Source organism: Paenarthrobacter sp. NPDC090520, from assembly GCF_044769205.1.
In the GTDB taxonomy this organism is placed as follows: domain Bacteria; phylum Actinomycetota; class Actinomycetes; order Actinomycetales; family Micrococcaceae; genus Arthrobacter.
Map to the genome: position 1 here is coordinate 374,335 of NZ_JBIVXM010000002.1, position 19,063 is coordinate 393,397.

Genomic DNA, 19,063 nt, shown 5'->3' on the forward strand with positions numbered 1-19,063 from the left:
GAAAATGAGCATAGGAACCATTCCATCAGGCCAACTGAATGGCCACGGGCTGCGCCCGAAACTGCGGATCGCCGTTGTGGGCGCGGGTTATTGGGGACCCAACCTGGCAAGGAACCTCAAAGCGAGCCCGGACTGGGAACTCGTGGCCATCTGCGACCTTGACGTCGAGCGGGGACTCCGCCTGGCGGAAACGGTGGGTGGGGTGGCCGTCGTCGAATCCCTCGACGAACTGTTGGACACCTACAACCTCGACGCCGTAGCCGTGGCGACGCCGGCCCACACCCACCACGGAGTGGTGATGACCGCCCTGCGGGCAGGCAAGCATGTACTGGTGGAGAAACCGCTGGCAGACAGCAGGGCCAAAGGCCTCGAAATGGTCGAGGAAGCCAAAGCCCGTGGCTTGGTCCTGATGGCCGACCACACCTACTGCTTTACCCCGGCGGTCCTGAAAATCCAGGAGCTGGTCAGCAGCGGCGCTTTGGGCGACATCCTGTACGTCGACTCGGTGCGTATCAACCTTGGCCTGGTCCAGCCCGATGTGAACGTGTTTTGGGACCTTGCCCCGCACGATCTGTCCATCCTGGATTTCATCCTCCCCGGCGGACTGCACCCGACGGAGATCTCCGCGCACGGAGCCGATCCACTCGGAACCGGGCGTGACTGCGTAGGCCACCTCACCTTCGGGTTGCCCAACGACGCCATGGTCCACATCCATGTGAACTGGCTCAGTCCCACGAAGATCAGGCAAATGATCATCGGCGGTTCCAAGAGGACGCTGGTGTGGGATGACCTGAATCCCCAGCAGCGGCTCAGCGTCTATGACCGCGGCGTCAGCCTGGAACACCAGCCCCGCTCTGCTGCGGACAAGAAAGCGACCGCCATTTCCTACCGCCTGGGAGACACATGGTCCCCGGCACTCCAGGAACGGGAACCCTTGACCCAGGTAGTGGCCGAGCTGGCCTCGTCCATCCGCAACCACTCGACTCCGCGAACCAGCGGCGAGTCCGGACTGCGCGTCCTGTCAGTCCTGGAAGCCGTCACCCAGAGCCTCGGCACCGACGGTCATGCGGCCGTTGTGGCGGGGAACGAAGTTTCCCTCCAGGTTGCCCAATGAACGCCCTCCTCGGCGCCACCGTCCTGGTCACGGGCGGGGCCGGCACCATCGGGTCCACCCTCGTGGACCAGTTGCTCGACGCCGGAGTGGCCCACGTGGACATCCTGGACAACCTGGTACGCGGCCGCAAAGCCAACCTCGACGATGCCATGGCCTCAGGACGTGTCCGTTTGATCGAGGGGGATATCCGCGAGCGCGACCTGGTCCACGATGTGACGATCGGCAAGGACCTGGTGTTTCATCAGGCGGCCATCCGCATCACCCAGTGCGCTGAAGAACCACGGCTCGCGCTGGAAGTACTGGTGGACGGGACGTTCACTGTCCTTGAAGCGGCCGTCGAGCACAAAGTAGGAAAGCTCATCGCGGCTTCCAGTGCGTCGGTTTACGGCATGGCGGAGGAATTTCCCACGACGGAACGCCACCACCACCACAACAACGACACCTTCTACGGCGCCGCCAAGTCGTTCAACGAAGGCATGGCCAGGAGTTTCCGGGCCATGTCCGGCCTGGACTACGTGCTGCTGCGCTACTTCAACGTCTATGGTCCCCGCATGGACGTCCACGGACTCTATACCGAGGTGCTGGTCCGCTGGATGGAGAGGATCGTTGATGGACTTCCTCCGTTGATCTTCGGAAACGGTGAGCAGACCATGGACTTCGTGCACACGGCAGACGTGGCCCGGGCCAATGTCCTTGCAGCTGCGAGCCCCGTGAATGAGGGCGTTTACAACGTGGCCAGCGGTACGGAGACCAGCCTCGCTGACCTCGCCCGTACCCTGCTGCACGTCATGGATTCGCCTTTGCACCTGGAGCATGGGCCGGAACGGGCAGTGAACGGAGTTGTCCGCCGGCTGGCTGACACCACCCTTGCCCGGCGGGATCTGGGCTTTGAGGCCGCGGTGGGATTGGAGGACGGATTGCGTTCCCTCGTTGATTGGTGGAGGCCACTCCGGGAGGAAATCGCCGCAGCCAGGTCCGCCACCCGGCCGGCAGTGCCTGCGGCAGGTGCACGATGACCCTGTCAGAGACCTCGCTGGCGCGTATCGACGTCATGAAGCCGTGGCTTGGAGCCGAAGAGGCCCAGGCCGTGGCGGAGGTCATCGCATCGGGCTGGGTTGCCCAGGGACCGAAGGTGCGCCAGTTCGAGGAAGCTTTCGCTGTGGAACAGCAGGCGGCTTATGCCGTTGCCGTCTCGAGCTGCACGTCCGCCCTGCATCTGGCTTTGGCCGTTGCCGGTGTTGGTCCCGGCGATGACGTGGTTGTGCCGTCCCTTTCCTTCATCGCCACTGCGAACGCGCCCACGTACGTGGGCGCACGGCCGGTGTTCGCCGACGTCGACCGCGTCACCGGCTGCGTGACGGCCGAAACCGTGGCCGCCGCGCTTACTCCTGCCACCCGGGCCGTGATCGCCGTGGACCAGGGTGGTGTGCCGGTGGACCTGGAACCCATCCGTGAGCTGTGTGATCCTTTGGGCATCGTGGTGGTGGAAGATGCGGCGTGCGCCATCGGGTCGCGCTACCGCGGGCGGCCGGTGGGTGCCGGTGCGGACGTGGCTGCATGGTCCTTCCACCCCCGCAAGATCCTCACCACAGGAGAGGGTGGCATGCTCTCGACGTCCCGGAAGGACTTTGGCGACCGTGCCCGCAGGCTCCGCGAACATGCCATGAGCGTTTCGGCCGCCGACCGGCATGCAAGCGTCCTGGCCCCGGCCGAGGAGTACCTCGAAGTTGGCTTCAATTATCGCATGACAGACCTTCAGGCCGCCGTCGGACTCGTGCAGTTGGGCCGACTGGCCCAAGCCGTACGGCGGCGTCGTGAAATGGCCGCCAACTACGCTGACGCGTTTGCCGGTGTGGAAGGACTGCGGCTCGTGGAGGATCCCGTGTACGGGGCGGGCAATTACCAGTCGTGCTGGCTGGAAATCGGTGAGGCTTTCCCGCTGGAACGCGATCAGCTGATGGTTCGCCTGGCGGAGGACGGAATCTCGGCCCGCCGCGGCATCATGGCCGCGCACCGCCAGCCCGCCTATGCCGGCAGGGATACCGGCAGCGCAGCCCTCGACGCCACGGAATGGCTCACGGACCACACATTGATCCTGCCCCTCTACCATCAGCTCACGCTCGCCGACCAGGTCCGCGTCATTGATTCCGTGCTCCGGGCGGCAGGGCGGGGACGATGAGCGAGTTGCTCCTGATCGCTGCAAGCGGCCTGGCCCGGGAAGTCCTGGCCATGGTCCGCACCAGCGGGCCGTTCGACGTCATCGGCATACTTGACGACGACGAAGACAAGCTCGGACGTGTTGTGGATGGCGCCCACGTACTCGGGCCCATCCGCGACGCCCTGAAATTCCCGCATGCACTGCTGTTGGTCTGCATCGGATCGGGCAGCGGCAGGGAAAGCGTCGTCATGCGGCTTCGGGCGCTTGGGCTGTCCGAGGACCGTTACGCGACCGCCGTCGATCCCTCCGCCCATGTTCCGGAAGGGTGCCGCATTGGCCCCGGCAGCATCATCCTGGCGCACGTCACGATGACTGCTTCGGTGACCCTCGGCAGCCACGTCGTGGCCATGCCCGGAGTGACCTTCACGCACGATGATGTTGTGAGCGACTTCGCGACCTTCGCCGCGGGCGTGTCCCTGGGCGGGAACGTCCACATCGGCAGGTCAGCGTACATCGGAATGAACGCCAGCGTCCGCGAGCGCCGCACGGTTGGCGCCGGTGCCACCATTGGCATGGGTGCCGCCGTTCTGAGCGACGTTCCCGAGGATGAGACGTGGGCGGGTGTTCCTGCACGGATCATCCGGCGCGGCAACTACCCCGCGCTGGAGGGCATCCTGTGACTCTCCAGAAGCACGTGGCGACCCAACGCCGGCCAACGCCCTCAAGGGCCTTTGCGCTGAGCGTCATCAATGCGTTCGTCACGCGCCTGGGGACCATTGGCATTGGCATTGCCCTGGCCCGTTTGCTGGGACCGGAGGAGTTCGGTACGTACGCGGTGGCGTTCGTCGCCCTGATCGCCGTGTTGAGCTTCAACGAGTTGGGGGTGAGCCTGGCCATTGTCCGGTGGCCCGGGGACCCAAAGCATATCGCTGCTACGGTTACTACGATTTCCACGGCGTGCAGTGTTGTTCTCTTCGCTGCGTCCTATGTGGCTGCCCCGTACTTTGCTGCTGCCATGGGCAACGAGGCCGCCACGGATGTTGTCCGGCTGCTTGCCACCTGCATCGTCTTCAACGGCCTCGTGGCCACCCCTGCTGCCCTCCTGCAAAGAAACTTCCGTCAAGGGCAGCGGATGGCCATCGACCAGGTGAACGTGTGGCTCGGTGCGGGTGTTTCCCTGGTCCTGGTCATAGCCGGCATGGGGGCCATGAGCCTTGCCGTCGGCCGGGTGGCAGCAAGCATTGTGTCTGCCGTGCTCTTCGTCGTTTTTTCGCCGTTGCCTTACCGCTTCGGTTTTTCCCGGAAGGCGGCCCGCGAGCTGTTGTCGTTCGGGCTGCCGCTGGCAGGGGCGAGCCTGGTGGTTTTCAGCGTCGGCTACGTGGACCAGCTGGTGGCAGGCAAGATGCTGGGACCCGTGACGCTGGGACTCTACGTGATGGCGTTCAACATGGCCGGTTGGCCCGCGGCATTGTTGTCACAGCCCCTCAGGAGCGTCGCCCCGGCCATGTTTGCCCGCTTGCAGGACAATCCGGAAGATATGCGCGCCGCGCTGCTTTCCTTGCTCGGTGCATTGTCCGCGGTGCTCCTTCCGGTCTGCGCGGTGATGATGGGCTGCGCTGTCGCGTTGGTGACCTTGGTCTACGGGGATGCCTGGTCCTTGGCGGGCCTGGCCCTGGTATGGCTTGCACCGTTGACGGCACTGCGCATCCTTCACGAGCTGCTCTATGACTACCTCGTGGTGGTTGGCCTCTCCATGTCGATTTTCAGTGTCCAACTGGTGGCGCTGCTGGCATTGGTTCCAGGACTGATTGCCGGGGCCGCGCTTGGCGGGATGCCCGGCCTGGCCATGGCTCCGGCAGGTGTGGCCCTGCTGGTGACCACTCCCATGTATCTGAGGACCCTGCGCCGGGCGAACGTCGCCATGAAGGACCTGGCGGCCCGTGTTGCCGTTCCGCTCGCCCTGGCCGCCGTCACCGGTTACGCATCGTGGCTCGTGTCCCAGGCGCTGCACTCACCCTTGCCGGCTGTCCTTGCTTCCACCGGCATTGGACTCGTGGCCATGGGGGCCGCCCTCGCCCTGAGGCGCTCCGACGTCGCCGAAATCCGGCGCTGGGGCCGTGGCCGCGAGGAGGTGGCCGCATGAGGATCGTTGTCTACCCCCACGACCTTGGCCTCGGCGGCAGCCAACTGAACGCCATCGAACTGGGCGCCGCCGTCCAGGCGCTGGGACACGAAGTGATGCTGTTCGGACAGCCCGGCCCCTTGGTTCGCAGGGCCAGGGAACTGGGCCTCGAGTTCATCCAGGCTCCAGTACCGGGGAAACGTCCCTCTCCGGCAGTGGTCCGGTCACTGGGACGCCTGGTCCGCGAGCGCGGCGTCGACATCATCCACGGCTACGAATGGCCCCCCGCCTTGGAATGCCTCGCCGCCAGCAAAATAGCGGGCGGTTCCGCCGTCGCCACCGTCATGTCCATGGCGGTTGCACCCTTCATCCCGTATTCCATGCCCCTGATGGTGGGAACAGAGCAGATCCGCCGCCATGAAGAGAAGGCCGGCCGGGGAATGGTCCGCCTGATGGAACCACCTGTGGATACTGCAGCCAACGTTCCGGATACGGGCGCTGCCACAGACGAATTCCGGGAAAGGTGGGGGCTGGCGGACGCGGCCATGCACGTTGTCTGTGTTTCGCGCCTGGCCCACGAACTGAAGCTGGAGGGAATTCTCGCAGCCATGGACGCCGTGGCGGATCTTTCCCGCGCAGGAGACGTGCGTCTGGTAGTTGTGGGATCCGGGCCGGCCGAGGCAACCGTCCGCGCACGGGCCGAACGGATCAATGCCGGGGCCGGACGCACCGTGGTTGTCCTGACCGGGGAAATCGAGGACCCACGTCCCGCCTACGGCATAGCCGACGTGGTCTTGGGAATGGGCGGCTCAGCCTTGCGGGGCATGGCGTTCGCCAAACCCCTGGTGGTCCAGGGCGAAGAGGGCTTTTGGGAGCTCCTCACGCCGGAATCGCTGCCAACCTTCCTGTGGCAGGGCTGGTACGGCGCAGGGCCCGGGAGTTCCGGGCAGGGAAGCGGGGCACTCACCGCCATCCTCGCCCGCCTGCTTGATGACCAGGGGCTGCGCATCGCCCTGGGAAGCTACGGCCGGCGCCTGGTTGTGGAACGTTTCTCCCTGGAGCACTCCGCACAACGGCAACTTGACCTCTACACGGAAGTTACCGGGTCACCGCAGCGGCCGCCTGCGCTGGCACCGGCCGAGGCGACGGCCCTGGCACGATATGCCGCCTACATTGCGCGACGCCGCTGGCTCCGGCTCCGCGGCAGGGCCGCCCTGGATGATTTCAATTCCCGCCCCGTGGCGTCCTCGCCACGTCCGGCCTGGAACCCCGCTGAGGTCCGGCCATGACGCGGACCATCATGTACATTTCCGGAGGTCGCTGGGACGGCATCGCCGGCACGGACCGGCTCCTCGCCGAGGCGCTCGCAGCACGAGGCGATGTGTTGTGGGCGGACCAGCCAGTCTCCGTCCACCGCTACGCCGACGTCCGCCGCCACGCGTTCAGGAGCCTCAACGGTGTTCCCGAACAGGTGGCACCGTCCATCAACCGGCTCCGCCTCCCTGCACTTCCCGGCTTCAGCCGCCCCCTGGTCCGGCGAAGCACCGAAGCTCTGGCCATAAGGGCGCTGGCGTCCGCCGCGCACAAGGGGGACATCGCCGTCGTCGTCAATTCCTCCCCGGTGGTGCCGTTCCCTGCAACCATCAGGGCTCCCCGGCTTCTCCACCTCACTGACGACTGGCTGGCGGCAGCGGACCTCCTTGGCTTGTCGCGCCGCCATGTGGAACGGGTCCTGCGGGCCAACTGCGCCATGGCAGATGTGGTCACCGCGGTCTCGCCAGGCCTGGCCGAAAAAATGACCGCGCTCGCTGGCCGCACAGTGGAACTGCTGCCCAATGGTTGCCGAACCCCGGCGGCAGGGGACCCGGACGCCGTGCGGCGGCCCGTTGCCGCCCTGGTGGGGCAACTGAACGAACGGCTGGACAAGGAAATCCTCACCGAACTGGGCCATGCCGCAGTGCCCCTGGTGGTGGTGGGACCCCGGACCGAACGTGATCCGGGGATGGCACGGTTCCTGGATGGCTTCCTGGCCCTGCCGTCGGTGGATTGGCGCGGTGCAGTCCCCGCCGAAGAGGTGGCCCGGATCCTCCAAACAGTCGCGGTGGGCCTGACCCCGTACAGCGTTTCGGAGTTCAATACGTCAAGTTTTCCCTTGAAGACCCTCGAATACCTTGCATCAGGTGTTCCCGTGGTTGCGACGGACCTGCCCGCCACACGGTGGGTTGGGGGATTGTCCGTCGCCATCGCCGGGACACCAAGGGAATTCGTGGATCTTGTGCGTTCCAGGATCGTTGACCCGCCCGGCCCTGTGCGGCGGCTGGCGATCCAGGACTCGGCCCTCGCGCACACGTGGGATGTCAGGGCAGAACAGCTGCTTTCCCTTGTGGGCAAGCATCAAACCACGGAGCCGGGCAGCACACGCGGATCCCGTCATGTTGGGAGCAAATGATGCAATTTCGTACCGTCATAGCGAGCATAATCCGGCGGTGGTACGTGCTGGTCGCCGGCATCCTGGTCACCGGGCTGTTGTGCGTGGCCATCCAGATGAACGCCCCGGACAAGTTCAAAGCCCAAGCCAGCCTGGTGCTGATGCCCTCCAGCCAAAGCATCGGCAGCGCGGGCAACCCCTACCTCTACCTGGGAGGCATGAGCGAGGCACTGGACATCCTGATCCGCAAACTCTCCTCGCAGCCGGTCAAGGAGCGCGTCCTGGCGAACTTCGGCACGGCCACGTACACGGCCGAACCGGACCGCGGCACCAACGGCGCCATCCTGGTCATCACGGCAAATGCTGACTCACCGGAACAGACCATGTCCCTCCTCAAGGCCGTGATGGAGGAAACCCCGCGCTCCCTCAACGAGATGCAGGAAGCACTCAATGTCGCCGTTCCGGCCAGGATCACCACCATGAACCTGCTGGTGGACCGGCAGGCCGTGCCGGAGGTGAAAGCCCGGACCCAGCTGGTGTTGGTAGCAGGCGCCGGTGGCGTCGCCGTGACCCTGGTGATCGCCGTCCTCCTGGACGGGTTGCTCCTGACCCGGCGCCGCCGCAAGCTCGCAGCAGAGCAGGAAATCACCGTGGACCCCTTGGCCGCCTCGCCGGTGAGATCCCGTAACCGGAACAAGACCCAGGCCACCACGGAACCTGAAGCTGACGGCGTCCTGCCCTTGTCTTCCGGACCAAGTTAGCCATGACGGCGGCTACATTCCTCGGGATCCTCCTGCGCCGTTGGTACGTAGTAGCCATAGGCCTGGTGCTGGGCCTGGCTGCATTGGGCGCCATCAGATCCTCCGAGCCCGTTTTCTGGACCGAGGCAGATGTCACCTTCCTCGCCCCGGAACGGGAACCTGCCTATTGGATCTCAGGGGGCAGCGCCATGACGTTGGTGGAGTTCGCGGACATGGTCAAGCGCCGGGTCAACCAGGATTCTGCTGCCGTGGACCTGGTCCTGACGAGCGGAACACTGTACGGCGCAGGAGTCCAGCAGGGCTACTCCGTTACCTTGCCCAACAATGGTGGCCAGTGGAACAAGACCTTCAGCCAGCCCGTGCTCAAAGTGCAGGTTGTGGATTCGAGCGCGGAGAAGGTGAACCAGGTGCTGGCGAACGTCCTTGACCGGATCAACGACGCTACCGTCGCGCTGCAATCCGAGGCCAAGGTCAAAGGGGACCTCATCTCCACCCAGACCACTCCGTCCAAATCGGAGGTGGTCTTCGGCGGTGGAACTCCGGTCACGCGGCTCAAAGGAGCGGTGGTGCTCGAGGCGCTCTGCCTGGCGGTCACGTCCGTGGCCACCATCTACATTGACCGCATCATGGTCCGCCGCCGCCAGAGCAAGATGCAACCAAGGGAGGTGTCCGATGCCAAGGCCCGGGTCTGAGCGGAACACGCTGCTTGCCAACCCCACACCCCTCGAACCCGCTGAACGCAGGGACGTCTCATCGTTCGTCATCGTCTACCTGCTTCTCACCTGTGCCATCCCTTCCAACCTGACACTCACCGCCTTGGGGTCCGTGGGCAGGCCCAGCACCCTGTGCGGGCTCCTGGCCTTCGCGTGGTGGTTGCTGTACCAACTGCAGCGCACCACCCCAAGCCGTGCTGGAACGCAAATGGTCCGCAACGCCATGGCCGTTTTCCTGGCCATGGCGTTGGCCAGCTACGCCCTGGCCATGCTCCACGGAGTCCCTGCACCCGAAACGAGCCCGGCCGACAGCGGCATCATCCGCCTGACGAGCTGGGCGGGCATCTTCCTGCTGATCAACGATGGCCTGGCCAGTCGCCGGACCCTGATGAAGGTCCTCCGCGCCCTGGTCCTGGTGGGAACAGGAACAGCACTGCTGGGCCTCCTGCAGTTTGCCACAGGCCAGTCGCTGGTGGACTGGATCAGCTTGCCCGGGTTCAGCGCCGCCTCGGAGCTCACCGGCGTACAGTCCAGGGGTGGCTTCGTCCGCGCGGCCGGCATGGCCAGCCACCCCCTGGAGTACGGCGTCGTCCTGGTGGCCTCCCTCCCCGTAGCCATCGCATTCGCCGTGACCGACAGGCACCGGGGATGGCTCCTCAGATGGTCACCGGCAGCGATCATCTCTGCCGCAGCCGTCCTCTCGGTGTCCCGTTCAGCGCTCACAGCCTTCGCCGTCGCTATCGTCGCCCTGGTTCCGTCATGGCCCAAAAAGATCCGACGCCGGGCGATCCTCCTGGCCGTCGTCCTGGCCGGCGCCCTGTACGTCCTGACTCCCGGCATGCTGGGTACCCTTCGCGGACTCTTCACGGTGGGAACCGAGGACCCCAGCATCAGCTCCCGCACCAGCGCCTACAGCACTGCGTTCGGGATGCTGGCCAACAACCCAATCGTCGGCCGCGGGTTCGGAACGTTCCTGCCCGATTACGTGATCGTGGATAACCAGTACCTTGGCACCCTCGTGGAACTTGGAGTCCTCGGCCTCCTGGCCTTCCTTGGGGTCATCGCCTGCGCGCTCGCCGCCACCTGGCAGGCCAGGAAACTCGCCACGGATCCCGCCGCCCAACAGCTCTCCCAAGCGGTCCTGGCATCAGTAGCAGCAATCGCGGTCACCTTCGCCTTCTTCGATGGATTGTCCTTCGCCATGTCCGCCAGCGTCCTGTTCTTCATGCTCGGAATCTCCGGAGCGCTGTGGCGGCTGGCCCGCACGGACGCAGCCCTCGAACCCACTCCGCACTGACCACCGGGAATCGGGGAACCATGAACCGCAGGTCCGCGGCAATACTCGGAGCGCTGGCACTGCTCTGCCTCCTGGCAGGTGCCACGATCAGCGGGGGAGCACCCCTCGCGGGCACGGCGCCGCAACCTGAACCAACCCACCCGGCGGGCACTGCACTGCGCCCTGTCGACGGCGGACCGGGCTTCTACGGACAATTCCGCAACCCATTGCCTACCGATCCGGACTACTTTCCCGTGGGTGTCTGGTTCGAAAGTGCCTTGGAAAAGGACTATGTGGCCAAGGACCTCGCGGCGGGACTCAACACGTACGTCGTGCTCACACCGGACTCCGACATGGAACTCATCAAGTCCTCCGGAATGTACGCCATCCCCACCTACCCGGCCGGGACAGCCTCAGGCTTCGCGTTGGGTGACGAAGTGGACATGTGGGCCGGCGGCGGTGACGGTGCGTGGAGCGGCAAATACCCCGGGGAGGGGACCATCTGCGTTCCCGAACAAGCCAAATGCGGCTACACGGTCCAGGGCCAACTGCGCGCCGCCGCGCCACCAGGCACCATGGTCTACGCCAACTATGGCAAGGGTGTCACTTTCTGGCTGTCCGACGAACAATCACAAAAGTTCCTTCGCGAATATCAGGACGTTGTCTCGGCGGACAACTACTGGTTCACGGACCCCAACATCTGCGCCAAGACCGAAGGCGGCGCCATCAACGGCTACCTCCGGGACCTCACCCCCGCAGAATGCCGGCTCGCGGCCAATTACGGGTGGACGGTGGAGCGCATCCGCAAACTCACGGGAGGCAGCCAACCCGTATGGGCTTTCGTCGAGGCAGGCCACCCGTTCGAGGACTCACCAGCCGCTGCCACCATTACCGGTCCCCAACTGCGTGCGGCCGTATGGAGCAGCCTCATCCACGGTGCCCGCGGAATCGTGTACTTCAACCACAGCTTTGGCGGGGACTGTGTGACCCAGCACGTGCTTCGTGACTGCCCCGGAGACGTCCGGCCTGCGGTCACGGCAGTGAACCACCAGATCAAGCAGCTCGCCCCCGTGCTGAACGCGCCGTTCCTGGATGGTGCCGCCACCGCATCCGGTCCCGTGGATGTCGCGACGAAACTCCACAACGGGCAGGTCTACGTCTTCTCCGGTGCCAACACCCAGGCCGCAGGCCAGGCCACCTTCCACCTCGCCTGCGGCGGCAGCACCGCCGTCGTGATCGATGAAAACCGCACCATTCCCATCACTGACGGAACGTTCACCGACAGTTTCGCCGACGGCAACGCGGTCCACCTCTACCGCATTGAAGGAGGCACCAGCTGCGGCTGGTGACTTAGCGGCTGCTGTTGTCCCTCTCCCAGGCCAACGCCGGGGTGCCCGGGCGTAGTGCACGACGGCGGCCCGCACCTGCGAAGGCCGCATACACCAACGCGTCGAAGGCCGTCAGCGGACCACGGACCGATTCCACCAACTGCCGCAGCGTCCTGGAAGCCGTGGCATCACCGGAAACCGCATCCTGCTGGGCGTTACCCGAGGACGTACGCCGCAGGACGGCCATCAAGGCAGACGGGGAACGGGGGGTCCGAACCACCACCGGTTCCGTGTCCAGGACGGCCTTCTCCTCCGCCGTGAACAACCTGTCAACGTAGTAGTCATCGCCACTCAGCGGCGGAAAGGTCCCCAAGCGGGCGTGTCCCGGCTCGCTGAGGGCATAAGCCCCCGCACCCCACAAGCCCTCCGAGTTCCCGGGGATCCTGGTCCTGGCCCGGTAGTAGGCGCGGACAAGGAACGTTGCACCCGTGGTGTCGTACCGGTAGGCGGGGCGCCCGGCAAGGAGACTACCCTCCGTTAGCGCCGAGAACACCGCAGCCAGGGCACCGGCCGTCACTTCTATGTCGGCATCCAGGTACAGCCGCGGCCACAACTGCGCAGCCTCATCAGCGGCATTTAAAGCCGCCACCTTCGAAGCCGCCTCCACCTCGATGACACGCACGCCGTCATAGGCCGCCGCAATGGCCTCCGTCCCATCCGTACACCCATTGCAGGCAACAATCACCTCCACGGTGCCCCAAGCCAACACCTCCCGCAACGAATCCAGCGTCCGCCCGATCACCGCGGCCTCATTGTGCGCCGGAATAACCACCGAGCCCACCGGGCGAACAACCGGTCCCGGCTCCGGGTAGGCTCCCGCATGGGGCAAGGAAGCCCAACGCCTGCGGCTCAGCAACGCCACAGCGGCCTCCCGGTGACCGGGTTTCCCGAGGCGCGCAATCTCCGAGCCCAGCACCGCCAGCCGGAAAGCCCCCGAACGCCCACGGCCCAGATGCTTCTCCGCATACCGCACCCGGTTGACCGACATCAGGGCCGACAACTGCGCAGACGAACCCGACCCGCCACGCTCGTGCCACATCCTGGCAGACGGCTCAAACCAAATCGGGAAGCCCAACTCCCTGACCCGCCGGCAAAAGTCTGTTTCCTCCGAGTAGAGGAAGAACTGTTCGTCCCACTCGCCCACGGCCTCAGCCACCCTCGCATCGATCAGCAAGGCCGCACCCGTTGCCCACTCCACAGCGTGGGCATACTTGTAGCTCTCTGCATCAAAGTCCATCTCGGACAACCATCCAGGCCGTCCGGGCAGACGGCTTCCCATGGCCGCGTCACCCAGCGCTCGCAGGATGCTGGGTTCGCGCCGCAAAGAGGGATAGACGCTACCGTCGTCATCGAGGAGAACAGGTACCACCGCACCGGCGCCCGATGCCGCCATGCGGCGCCGCAGCGCAGCCACCGCGCCCCGTTCCACGCGCAGGTCAGGGTTGAGAATGAGGAAGGCACCAGCCGGACCAGCGGCCCGGAGCCCCACGTTGATTCCACCGGCATACCCCAGATTGCCGCCCGTGCTCTTGGCAATCACATCTGGATGGTCCGCCAGGGCTGCCATGGTGTCGCCGTTCGGTGAGTTGTCCGCCACCACTACCTTGAGCGTCTGGGTTGCCGTTTCGGCCCGGAGGCTTTCGATGAGCGGGCCAATATCATCGGCGTTGTTGTAGGTCACCACCACGACGGCGATGTCCGCTTGGTCTTCCGCCGAAGCGAAGGTGCCCGGCGCCTGGAGTGGCGCGTGCGCAGGTTGTCCCACCGCGCGGGTCATCCCGGACGCGGCGGACAGTCCACTGTCCCGCCGCAGGTGGAGGTAGGCCTCGGGGCCGTCCACGAGGTAGCGGTGGGCCAGCCGGCGGGGCTCGAGCATGAGGCGCCATGCCCATTCGAAGCCATGTCCGGCCACCCAGGCCGGTGCCCTCGTGATGCGGCCGGCAAGGAAATCCACCACGGCGCCGAACGCCAGAAGGACCTTGGCTCCTGTCAGATGGCCGTACTCGGTGATCCACAGTTCCTGGCGGGGTTTGCCCAAACCCACCACCAGGAGGTCTGCGTCGCTGGCAGCTATCTCACCGGCCAGTCGCCTTGATGCCTGCGGATCGCTGATCTCGGACCGGTCCGGCGCCCACCAGCCAGCGATGGCCAATCCCGGACGATCCGCGGCGAACCGCTGGCGGATCAGCTGCTGGGCCTGCCCTGACCCACCGAGGAAGCCCACGCGCAATCCGCGACTCTCTGCTTCGTCGAGGAGGGGTCCAACCAGGTCGCTGCCCGCCAGCCGTGGCCACGGCTTGCCGGTGAGGCGCTCCGCTTCCACGGCAAGGGGAGCGCCATCGATGAGGGTGAGCCACTCAACCGCGGGGCCGGCCATCGTTCCTGCCCAACGGCTTCCCGTGCCGAAGTGCCGGATGTGGTCCAGGTTCGCTGAGCACACACCGAGGGGCGGTGTTCCCAGGTGTGTGGCGCGGTCCATGATGAAGCGGACGGCCTCCGGGAACTCCATGAGCCGGACCGAGGAGCCGCCGAGACAAAGCTCCTTGGCTTGGGCCGCCTGTGGCGCTGCTGGAGGGTGGTAACTCAGCCGTCCGGCGAGGTCGTGGAAAAGGCCCCCGATGGGGAAGGTCTTTGACTGCAGCATTATCGGCTCTCCAGACGCAAGGTCTCGCTCGGGTCCAACTCAAGGCATGGACAATTGACCGGCGATCCCTGGCCGCTGCACTGCCTTGGATCGCCGCGGGCAACTGGTGCTGCCCGTACTTGCTTGAGTTGTCTCCCGGCCCCGTCTGATCGAGGTTGCCGTACGGCCACTGTAGGACGTTTTGTGCCGCAGGGCTAGGGTTTCAGGTCCTGCAGGTACTCCTTGAGCCGGACGTGTGCCTCCGGGGGCACGAATCCGGCCGCCTTGATCCTGCCAAGATCCAGCACGCTTCGTCGCGGACGGGCCGCCATGCCGGGTTTGGCGTACTCTTCGGCGCTCACCGGGGTCACCAGCCCGGGATCCACGCCGCTGAGGCGGTAGACGTCCCGCGCGATGTCCGCCCACGATTGCACCGGCCCGTCGTTGCTGACGTTGTACGTTCCATACGGAGCGCCGGTGCCCAGCAAGTGCCTGATCGCCGCCGCGATGTCCTCGGCAAACGTCAGGCGCCCCCACTGATCGTCGACGACGGACGGTCCTGCACCGCGTCCGGCCAGCGCGGCCATGGTGCGCACGAAGTTCTTTCCATCGCCTACCACCCAGCTGCTCCGGAGGATGTAGTGCTTCGGTGCCACAGCAGCGGCCGCATCGCCCGCGGCCTTGCTCTGCCCGTAGACGCCGAGGGGACTGGGTTGCTCGTCCTCGCCGTGGATCTCCGCCGTGCCGTCGAAGACGTAGTCGCTGGAGACGTGCACCAAGGTCAGTGAATGGTCGACGGCGGTCCTCGCCAGGTTCGACACCGCACCGGCATTGACCTGCCAGGCCGCAGTCCGGCCCGCCGGGGTTTCGGCGGCGTCGACGGCGGTGTAGGCGGCGGCGTTGATGACCGTGTCGTACTTCCGCCAATCGGCCCGGTCAAAGGAGCTGCCATCCGTGACATCAAAGTCCGCCCGGTCAAAGAAGTCCACGGTGTCCAGATGCGCGAAGACCTTCCGCAAGGCGGACCCCAGTTGGCCGTTGGCGCCCAGAACCATGGTCCGGAGCGGCTTCATGGGAGCAACCTGGGCCAAGGATGGGTGCTGTTGGTCCTGGGTGGACATGGTGGCTTCGGCCAAGGGGATCGGCCACGGCACAGCAGCGGTGGCGTCGGCCAGGTTCAGGAACGTGTAGTCGGCCTGGGCTTCGGAGCTCCAGTGGTCGTTGACCAGATACGTGTACGCCGTGTTGTCGTCAAGGGTTTGGAAGGCGTTGCCCACGCCCCGCGGGACGAAGACGGCCTCGCCGGGACCCATTTCGGTGAAAAACACCGTGCCGAATCCCGGACCGCTCCTCAGGTCCACCCACGCTCCGAAGATCCTGCCGGAAGCTACCGAAATGAACTTGTCCCACGGCTCGGCATGGATTCCCCGCGTCGTACCGCGTCGGGCATTGAATGAGATGTTGTTTTGCACGGGCCCGAAGTCGGGCAGGCCCAGGGCGCCCATTGTCCTGCGGTTCCAGTTCTCCTTGAACCAGCCTCTTTCGTCTGCGTGCACCGGCAGGTCGAAGAGCAGTAAACCGCGGATCGGGGTGGACCGGGACGTCAACTCTTTGGGTGTCGGCATCGGCGCTAGTGACCTTGCCCTGCGTACTTCACTTCAGTTTCGGCTTTTTGCGGCCGCCACCAGTCCTCGTTCTCCTGGTACCACTGCACTGTAGCCGCCAGTCCGGCGTCGAAATCTTCGAACAGCGGCCGCCACCCGAGCTCGCGTCGCAACTTGGTGGAGTCTATGGCGTAGCGCAGGTCGTGGCCTGGGCGGTCCGTGACGAGGTCGTAGGCATCGGATGGTTGGCCCATCAGGTGGAGCAGTTTCTCCACCACCGTGCGGTTGGACTGTTCCCCGTCGGCGCCGATCAAGTACGTCTCACCAATGCGGCCGCGTTCCAGGATGGCCGCCACCGCCGAGGAATGGTCTTCCACATGGATCCAGTCCCGGACATTCAGGCCTTGTCCGTAGAGCCGTGGCCGGTGTCCATCCAGGAGATTCGTGATCTGGCGGGGAATGAATTTCTCCACGTGCTGGTATGGCCCGTAATTGTTGGAGCAATTGCTGATGGTGGCCTGCAACCCGAAAGAACGGACCCAGGCCCGCACCAGCAGGTCCGAACCGGCTTTCGTTGCGGAGTAGGGGCTCGTGGGCCGGTACACCGAATGCTCGGTGAAACGGGTGGGCTCATCCAGGGCGAGGTCTCCATATACCTCATCGGTTGAGATGTGATGGAATCGCGTCCCGTGCTTCCGGGCAGCCTCAATGAGGGTGTAGGTCCCCAAGAGATTGGTGTCCATGAATGGCCTGGGATCCTGCAGGGAATTGTCATTGTGGGATTCCGCCGCGAAATGCACCACCGCATCAACACTGGCCGTAAGCCGGTCAACAAGCACGGAGTCGCAAATATCGCCCTTGATGAATTCGAATCTTTCCGGTGGCAGCCCGGCCAGGGATGATTCATTTCCCGCATAGGTCAATTTGTCCAGGACAGTGACATGAACGCTGCCGTGTTCCATGATGTAGTGGACAAAGTTGCATCCGATGAATCCGGCCCCGCCGGTGACAAGGATTCTCTGCATGGCGATAGCGTAACCGCCAGCACCGGTCACGGGCAGGGGAGAGGAGCGCAAAATGCGCGGAATTATTCTGGCAGGTGGAACGGGCTCACGGCTTCATCCCATCACGCTCGGAATCAGCAAACAATTGGTTCCGGTGTTTGACAAGCCCATGATCTACTACCCGCTCTGCACCCTCATGCTGGCGGGAATCCGCGACATCCTGGTGATCACCACCCCCAAGGACGCCCCCCAATTCGAGAACCTCCTGGGCGATGGCTCCCACTTCGGCATTTCCCTCACGTACGCCCAGCAGCCCACCCCGGACGGCCTGGCACAGGCCTTCATCCTGGGCGAGGAACACATCGGCGGCGGCAAGGTGGCGCTCATCCTCGGGGACAACATCTTCAACGGTCCCGGCATGGGTGCCCAGCTCCGGCATTACAACGACGTCGACGGCGGCGCCATCTTCGGCTACTGGGTCAAGGACCCGACGGCGTACGGCGTGGTGGAGTTCGACGACGACGGCCTCGCCATCTCGATCGAGGAAAAGCCCGCGCAACCAAAGAGCAACTACGCCGTACCGGGACTCTACTTCTACGACAACGACGTCGTTTCCATGGCCAAGGACCTGGCGCCCTCGCCCCGTGGCGAACTGGAGATCACGGACATCAACAGGAAGTACATGGAGCTTGGCAAACTCCACGTCCAGAAGTTCCCACGCGGCACCGCGTGGCTGGATACCGGTACCTTCGGCGACCTTAATGACGCCTCGAACTATGTCCGCACCACGGAAAACCGGCAGGGGCTGAAAATCGGCTCGCCGGAAGAAGTGGCATGGCGCATGGGCTACCTGAGCGATGACGAACTGCGCCGGCAGGCGGCCAAACTGGCCAAGAGCGGCTACGGGAGCTATCTCCTGGACATCCTGGACAGGCGCTAGGAAACGTCTTCCAGGGCCCGCGAAATTTCCGCCGGCAGGACACCCAGTTGCGCGTCGAGGAGTTCCTTGAGCTGGACTGCGTTGCGCGGTCCGACGATGGCGGTAGAGACGCCCGGGCGGGAGAGCAGCCAGCTCAGTGACACATCCAGCGGCGAGCGTCCCAGACCCCGCGCTGCCATGGCCACGGCTTCCACCACCCGGGAGGCCTGAGGGTCAAGGTACCTTTCCACGTACGCGGTCAACCGGCCCTGGGCTGCCCGTGAATCCGTGGGGATCTGTCCGCGGTACTTGCCGCTCAGCACTCCGCGGCCCAGTGGAGCCCAGGCCATGAGTCCCAGGCCGGCATCTTCAATGGCCGGGACAAGTTCATCTTCCGGCCGGCGCTGGAGGAGCGAGTACTCGGATTGGTTGGCCACGAGGGTGAAGCCGGCAATCGCCGCAGCTTTGGCTGTTTGCCAGCCGTTGTAGTTCGAAATTCCCACATAGCGTGCCCGACCGGTCCGCTGGGCCAGTTCCAGCGCAGACAGGGTCTCTTCGAGGGGAACGTTCGGATCCCACTCGTGGGCGAACCAGATGTCAATGTAATCCGTCCCCAGCCGCGCCAGGCTGGCGTCCAGCGCAGCCAGCATGGCACCCCGCGAAGCGTTGATGCTGCGACGGGATTCGGAACTGGACGCGCCGGCTTTCGTGGAAAGGACCACTTCGGAACGGGCAACCACGTCTCCCAGCATGGAGCCGAGCATCGCTTCGGCCTGACCCTGGGCGTAGGACGCGGCGGTGTCGATCACGGTCCCGCCACCGTCCACGAAGGCATGCAGGAGGGCGGCGGCTTCCTGTTCGTCCGTCTCTTGTGCCCAGGACATGGTTCCAAGCGACAAAGAGGACACCCGGAACCCACTGTTTCCGACATAACGCTGCTGCATGCTGATAGC

The 19,063-nt window shown here is 65.1% G+C and carries 16 protein-coding genes; 12 read left to right on the top strand and 4 right to left on the bottom strand.

Features of this window, described 5'->3' with window-relative positions:
• Positions 1–4: 4 nt before the first annotated feature.
• From ACIQTZ_RS04380 to ACIQTZ_RS04430, 11 genes are read left to right on the top strand one after another with little or no spacing between them, the layout of a single operon-like run.
• Positions 5–1,114, top strand: a complete 1,110-nt coding sequence (locus tag ACIQTZ_RS04380; protein ID WP_397321831.1) for a Gfo/Idh/MocA family protein — start codon at positions 5–7, stop codon at positions 1,112–1,114.
• A complete protein-coding gene (locus ACIQTZ_RS04385; protein WP_402977836.1) occupies positions 1,111–2,130 on the top strand; it encodes an NAD-dependent epimerase/dehydratase family protein in 1,020 nt (339 codons plus the stop codon). The genes ACIQTZ_RS04380 and ACIQTZ_RS04385 overlap by 4 nt, the downstream gene beginning before the upstream one ends.
• Positions 2,127–3,293: a DegT/DnrJ/EryC1/StrS family aminotransferase gene (locus ACIQTZ_RS04390; protein WP_402977839.1), complete on the top strand. Its 1,167-nt coding sequence runs from the start codon at positions 2,127–2,129 to the stop codon at positions 3,291–3,293. The genes ACIQTZ_RS04385 and ACIQTZ_RS04390 overlap by 4 nt, the downstream gene beginning before the upstream one ends.
• The gene (locus ACIQTZ_RS04395) at positions 3,290–3,952 is read left to right on the top strand and encodes an acetyltransferase (protein ID WP_400332426.1); all 663 of its coding nucleotides are present in this window, start codon (positions 3,290–3,292) and stop codon (positions 3,950–3,952) included. The genes ACIQTZ_RS04390 and ACIQTZ_RS04395 overlap by 4 nt, the downstream gene beginning before the upstream one ends.
• Positions 3,949–5,415 carry an oligosaccharide flippase family protein gene (locus ACIQTZ_RS04400; RefSeq protein ID WP_402977842.1) on the top strand — a complete coding sequence of 489 codons (1,467 nt, stop codon included), beginning with the start codon at positions 3,949–3,951 and terminating at the stop codon, positions 5,413–5,415. The genes ACIQTZ_RS04395 and ACIQTZ_RS04400 overlap by 4 nt, the downstream gene beginning before the upstream one ends.
• The gene (locus ACIQTZ_RS04405; protein WP_402977845.1) at positions 5,412–6,683 is read left to right on the top strand and encodes a glycosyltransferase; all 1,272 of its coding nucleotides are present in this window, start codon (positions 5,412–5,414) and stop codon (positions 6,681–6,683) included. The genes ACIQTZ_RS04400 and ACIQTZ_RS04405 overlap by 4 nt, the downstream gene beginning before the upstream one ends.
• Positions 6,680–7,843 (top strand): glycosyltransferase, encoded by a 1,164-nt coding sequence (locus tag ACIQTZ_RS04410; protein ID WP_402977848.1) that lies wholly within the window; start codon positions 6,680–6,682, stop codon positions 7,841–7,843. The genes ACIQTZ_RS04405 and ACIQTZ_RS04410 overlap by 4 nt, the downstream gene beginning before the upstream one ends.
• Complete coding sequence (locus ACIQTZ_RS04415) at positions 7,840–8,583, top strand: hypothetical protein (RefSeq protein ID WP_400332436.1); 744 nt, start codon at positions 7,840–7,842, stop codon at positions 8,581–8,583. Before ACIQTZ_RS04410 ends, ACIQTZ_RS04415 begins: the two co-directional genes overlap by 4 nt.
• Positions 8,584–8,585: 2 nt before the next feature.
• A complete protein-coding gene (locus ACIQTZ_RS04420; RefSeq protein ID WP_400332439.1) occupies positions 8,586–9,275 on the top strand; it encodes a hypothetical protein in 690 nt (229 codons plus the stop codon).
• The gene (locus ACIQTZ_RS04425; protein WP_400332443.1) at positions 9,256–10,593 is read left to right on the top strand and encodes an O-antigen ligase family protein; all 1,338 of its coding nucleotides are present in this window, start codon (positions 9,256–9,258) and stop codon (positions 10,591–10,593) included. The genes ACIQTZ_RS04420 and ACIQTZ_RS04425 overlap by 20 nt, the downstream gene beginning before the upstream one ends.
• A gap of 20 nt (positions 10,594–10,613) precedes the next feature.
• Positions 10,614–11,921, top strand: a complete 1,308-nt coding sequence (locus ACIQTZ_RS04430) for a hypothetical protein (RefSeq protein WP_400332446.1) — start codon at positions 10,614–10,616, stop codon at positions 11,919–11,921.
• A 1-nt stretch (position 11,922) separates the two neighbouring features.
• Here the strand turns inward: ACIQTZ_RS04430 and ACIQTZ_RS04435 are convergent, their stop codons facing one another.
• From ACIQTZ_RS04435 to rfbB, 3 genes are all read right to left on the bottom strand, one after another.
• Positions 11,923–14,604 carry a WecB/TagA/CpsF family glycosyltransferase gene (locus tag ACIQTZ_RS04435; protein WP_402977852.1) on the bottom strand — a complete coding sequence of 894 codons (2,682 nt, stop codon included), beginning with the start codon at positions 14,602–14,604 and terminating at the stop codon, positions 11,923–11,925.
• Positions 14,605–14,798: 194 nt separating this feature from the next.
• Positions 14,799–16,208, bottom strand: coding sequence for a sugar nucleotide-binding protein (locus tag ACIQTZ_RS04440; protein WP_402977854.1), 1,410 nt, complete (start codon positions 16,206–16,208; stop codon positions 14,799–14,801).
• A 5-nt stretch (positions 16,209–16,213) separates the two neighbouring features.
• On the bottom strand, positions 16,214–17,212 hold the full coding sequence (gene rfbB / locus ACIQTZ_RS04445) for a dTDP-glucose 4,6-dehydratase (RefSeq protein ID WP_400332454.1): 999 nt from the start codon (positions 17,210–17,212) through the stop codon (positions 16,214–16,216).
• A 52-nt stretch (positions 17,213–17,264) separates the two neighbouring features.
• Between rfbB and rfbA the strand changes: the two genes are divergently transcribed.
• Entirely contained in the window at positions 17,265–18,131 is an 867-nt protein-coding gene (gene rfbA / locus ACIQTZ_RS04450; RefSeq protein ID WP_402942445.1) for a glucose-1-phosphate thymidylyltransferase RfbA, read from the top strand.
• Here rfbA and ACIQTZ_RS04455 read toward each other — a convergent pair.
• Entirely contained in the window at positions 18,128–19,054 is a 927-nt protein-coding gene (locus ACIQTZ_RS04455; RefSeq protein ID WP_402977857.1) for an aldo/keto reductase, read from the bottom strand. The two genes, rfbA and ACIQTZ_RS04455, sit on opposite strands and share 4 nt — an antisense overlap.
• Positions 19,055–19,063 lie beyond the last annotated feature (9 nt).

What these genes read in the sequence shown, in the direction of transcription:
- ACIQTZ_RS04380 (WP_397321831.1), top strand. Translation starts at nt 5, where the DNA reads ATGAGCATAGGAACCATTCCATCAGGCCAACTGAATGGCCACGGGCTG.
- ACIQTZ_RS04385 (WP_402977836.1), top strand. Translation starts at nt 1,111, where the DNA reads ATGAACGCCCTCCTCGGCGCCACCGTCCTGGTCACGGGCGGGGCCGGC.
- ACIQTZ_RS04390 (WP_402977839.1), top strand. Translation starts at nt 2,127, where the DNA reads ATGACCCTGTCAGAGACCTCGCTGGCGCGTATCGACGTCATGAAGCCG.
- ACIQTZ_RS04395 (WP_400332426.1), top strand. Translation starts at nt 3,290, where the DNA reads ATGAGCGAGTTGCTCCTGATCGCTGCAAGCGGCCTGGCCCGGGAAGTC.
- ACIQTZ_RS04405 (WP_402977845.1), top strand. Translation starts at nt 5,412, where the DNA reads ATGAGGATCGTTGTCTACCCCCACGACCTTGGCCTCGGCGGCAGCCAA.
- ACIQTZ_RS04410 (WP_402977848.1), top strand. Translation starts at nt 6,680, where the DNA reads ATGACGCGGACCATCATGTACATTTCCGGAGGTCGCTGGGACGGCATC.
- ACIQTZ_RS04415 (WP_400332436.1), top strand. Translation starts at nt 7,840, where the DNA reads ATGATGCAATTTCGTACCGTCATAGCGAGCATAATCCGGCGGTGGTAC.
- ACIQTZ_RS04420 (WP_400332439.1), top strand. Translation starts at nt 8,586, where the DNA reads ATGACGGCGGCTACATTCCTCGGGATCCTCCTGCGCCGTTGGTACGTA.
- ACIQTZ_RS04425 (WP_400332443.1), top strand. Translation starts at nt 9,256, where the DNA reads ATGCCAAGGCCCGGGTCTGAGCGGAACACGCTGCTTGCCAACCCCACA.
- ACIQTZ_RS04430 (WP_400332446.1), top strand. Translation starts at nt 10,614, where the DNA reads ATGAACCGCAGGTCCGCGGCAATACTCGGAGCGCTGGCACTGCTCTGC.
- ACIQTZ_RS04435 (WP_402977852.1), bottom strand. Translation starts at nt 14,604, where the DNA reads ATGCTGCAGTCAAAGACCTTCCCCATCGGGGGCCTTTTCCACGACCTC.
- ACIQTZ_RS04440 (WP_402977854.1), bottom strand. Translation starts at nt 16,208, where the DNA reads ATGCCGACACCCAAAGAGTTGACGTCCCGGTCCACCCCGATCCGCGGT.
- rfbB (WP_400332454.1), bottom strand. Translation starts at nt 17,212, where the DNA reads ATGCAGAGAATCCTTGTCACCGGCGGGGCCGGATTCATCGGATGCAAC.
- rfbA (WP_402942445.1), top strand. Translation starts at nt 17,265, where the DNA reads ATGCGCGGAATTATTCTGGCAGGTGGAACGGGCTCACGGCTTCATCCC.
- ACIQTZ_RS04455 (WP_402977857.1), bottom strand. Translation starts at nt 19,054, where the DNA reads ATGCAGCAGCGTTATGTCGGAAACAGTGGGTTCCGGGTGTCCTCTTTG.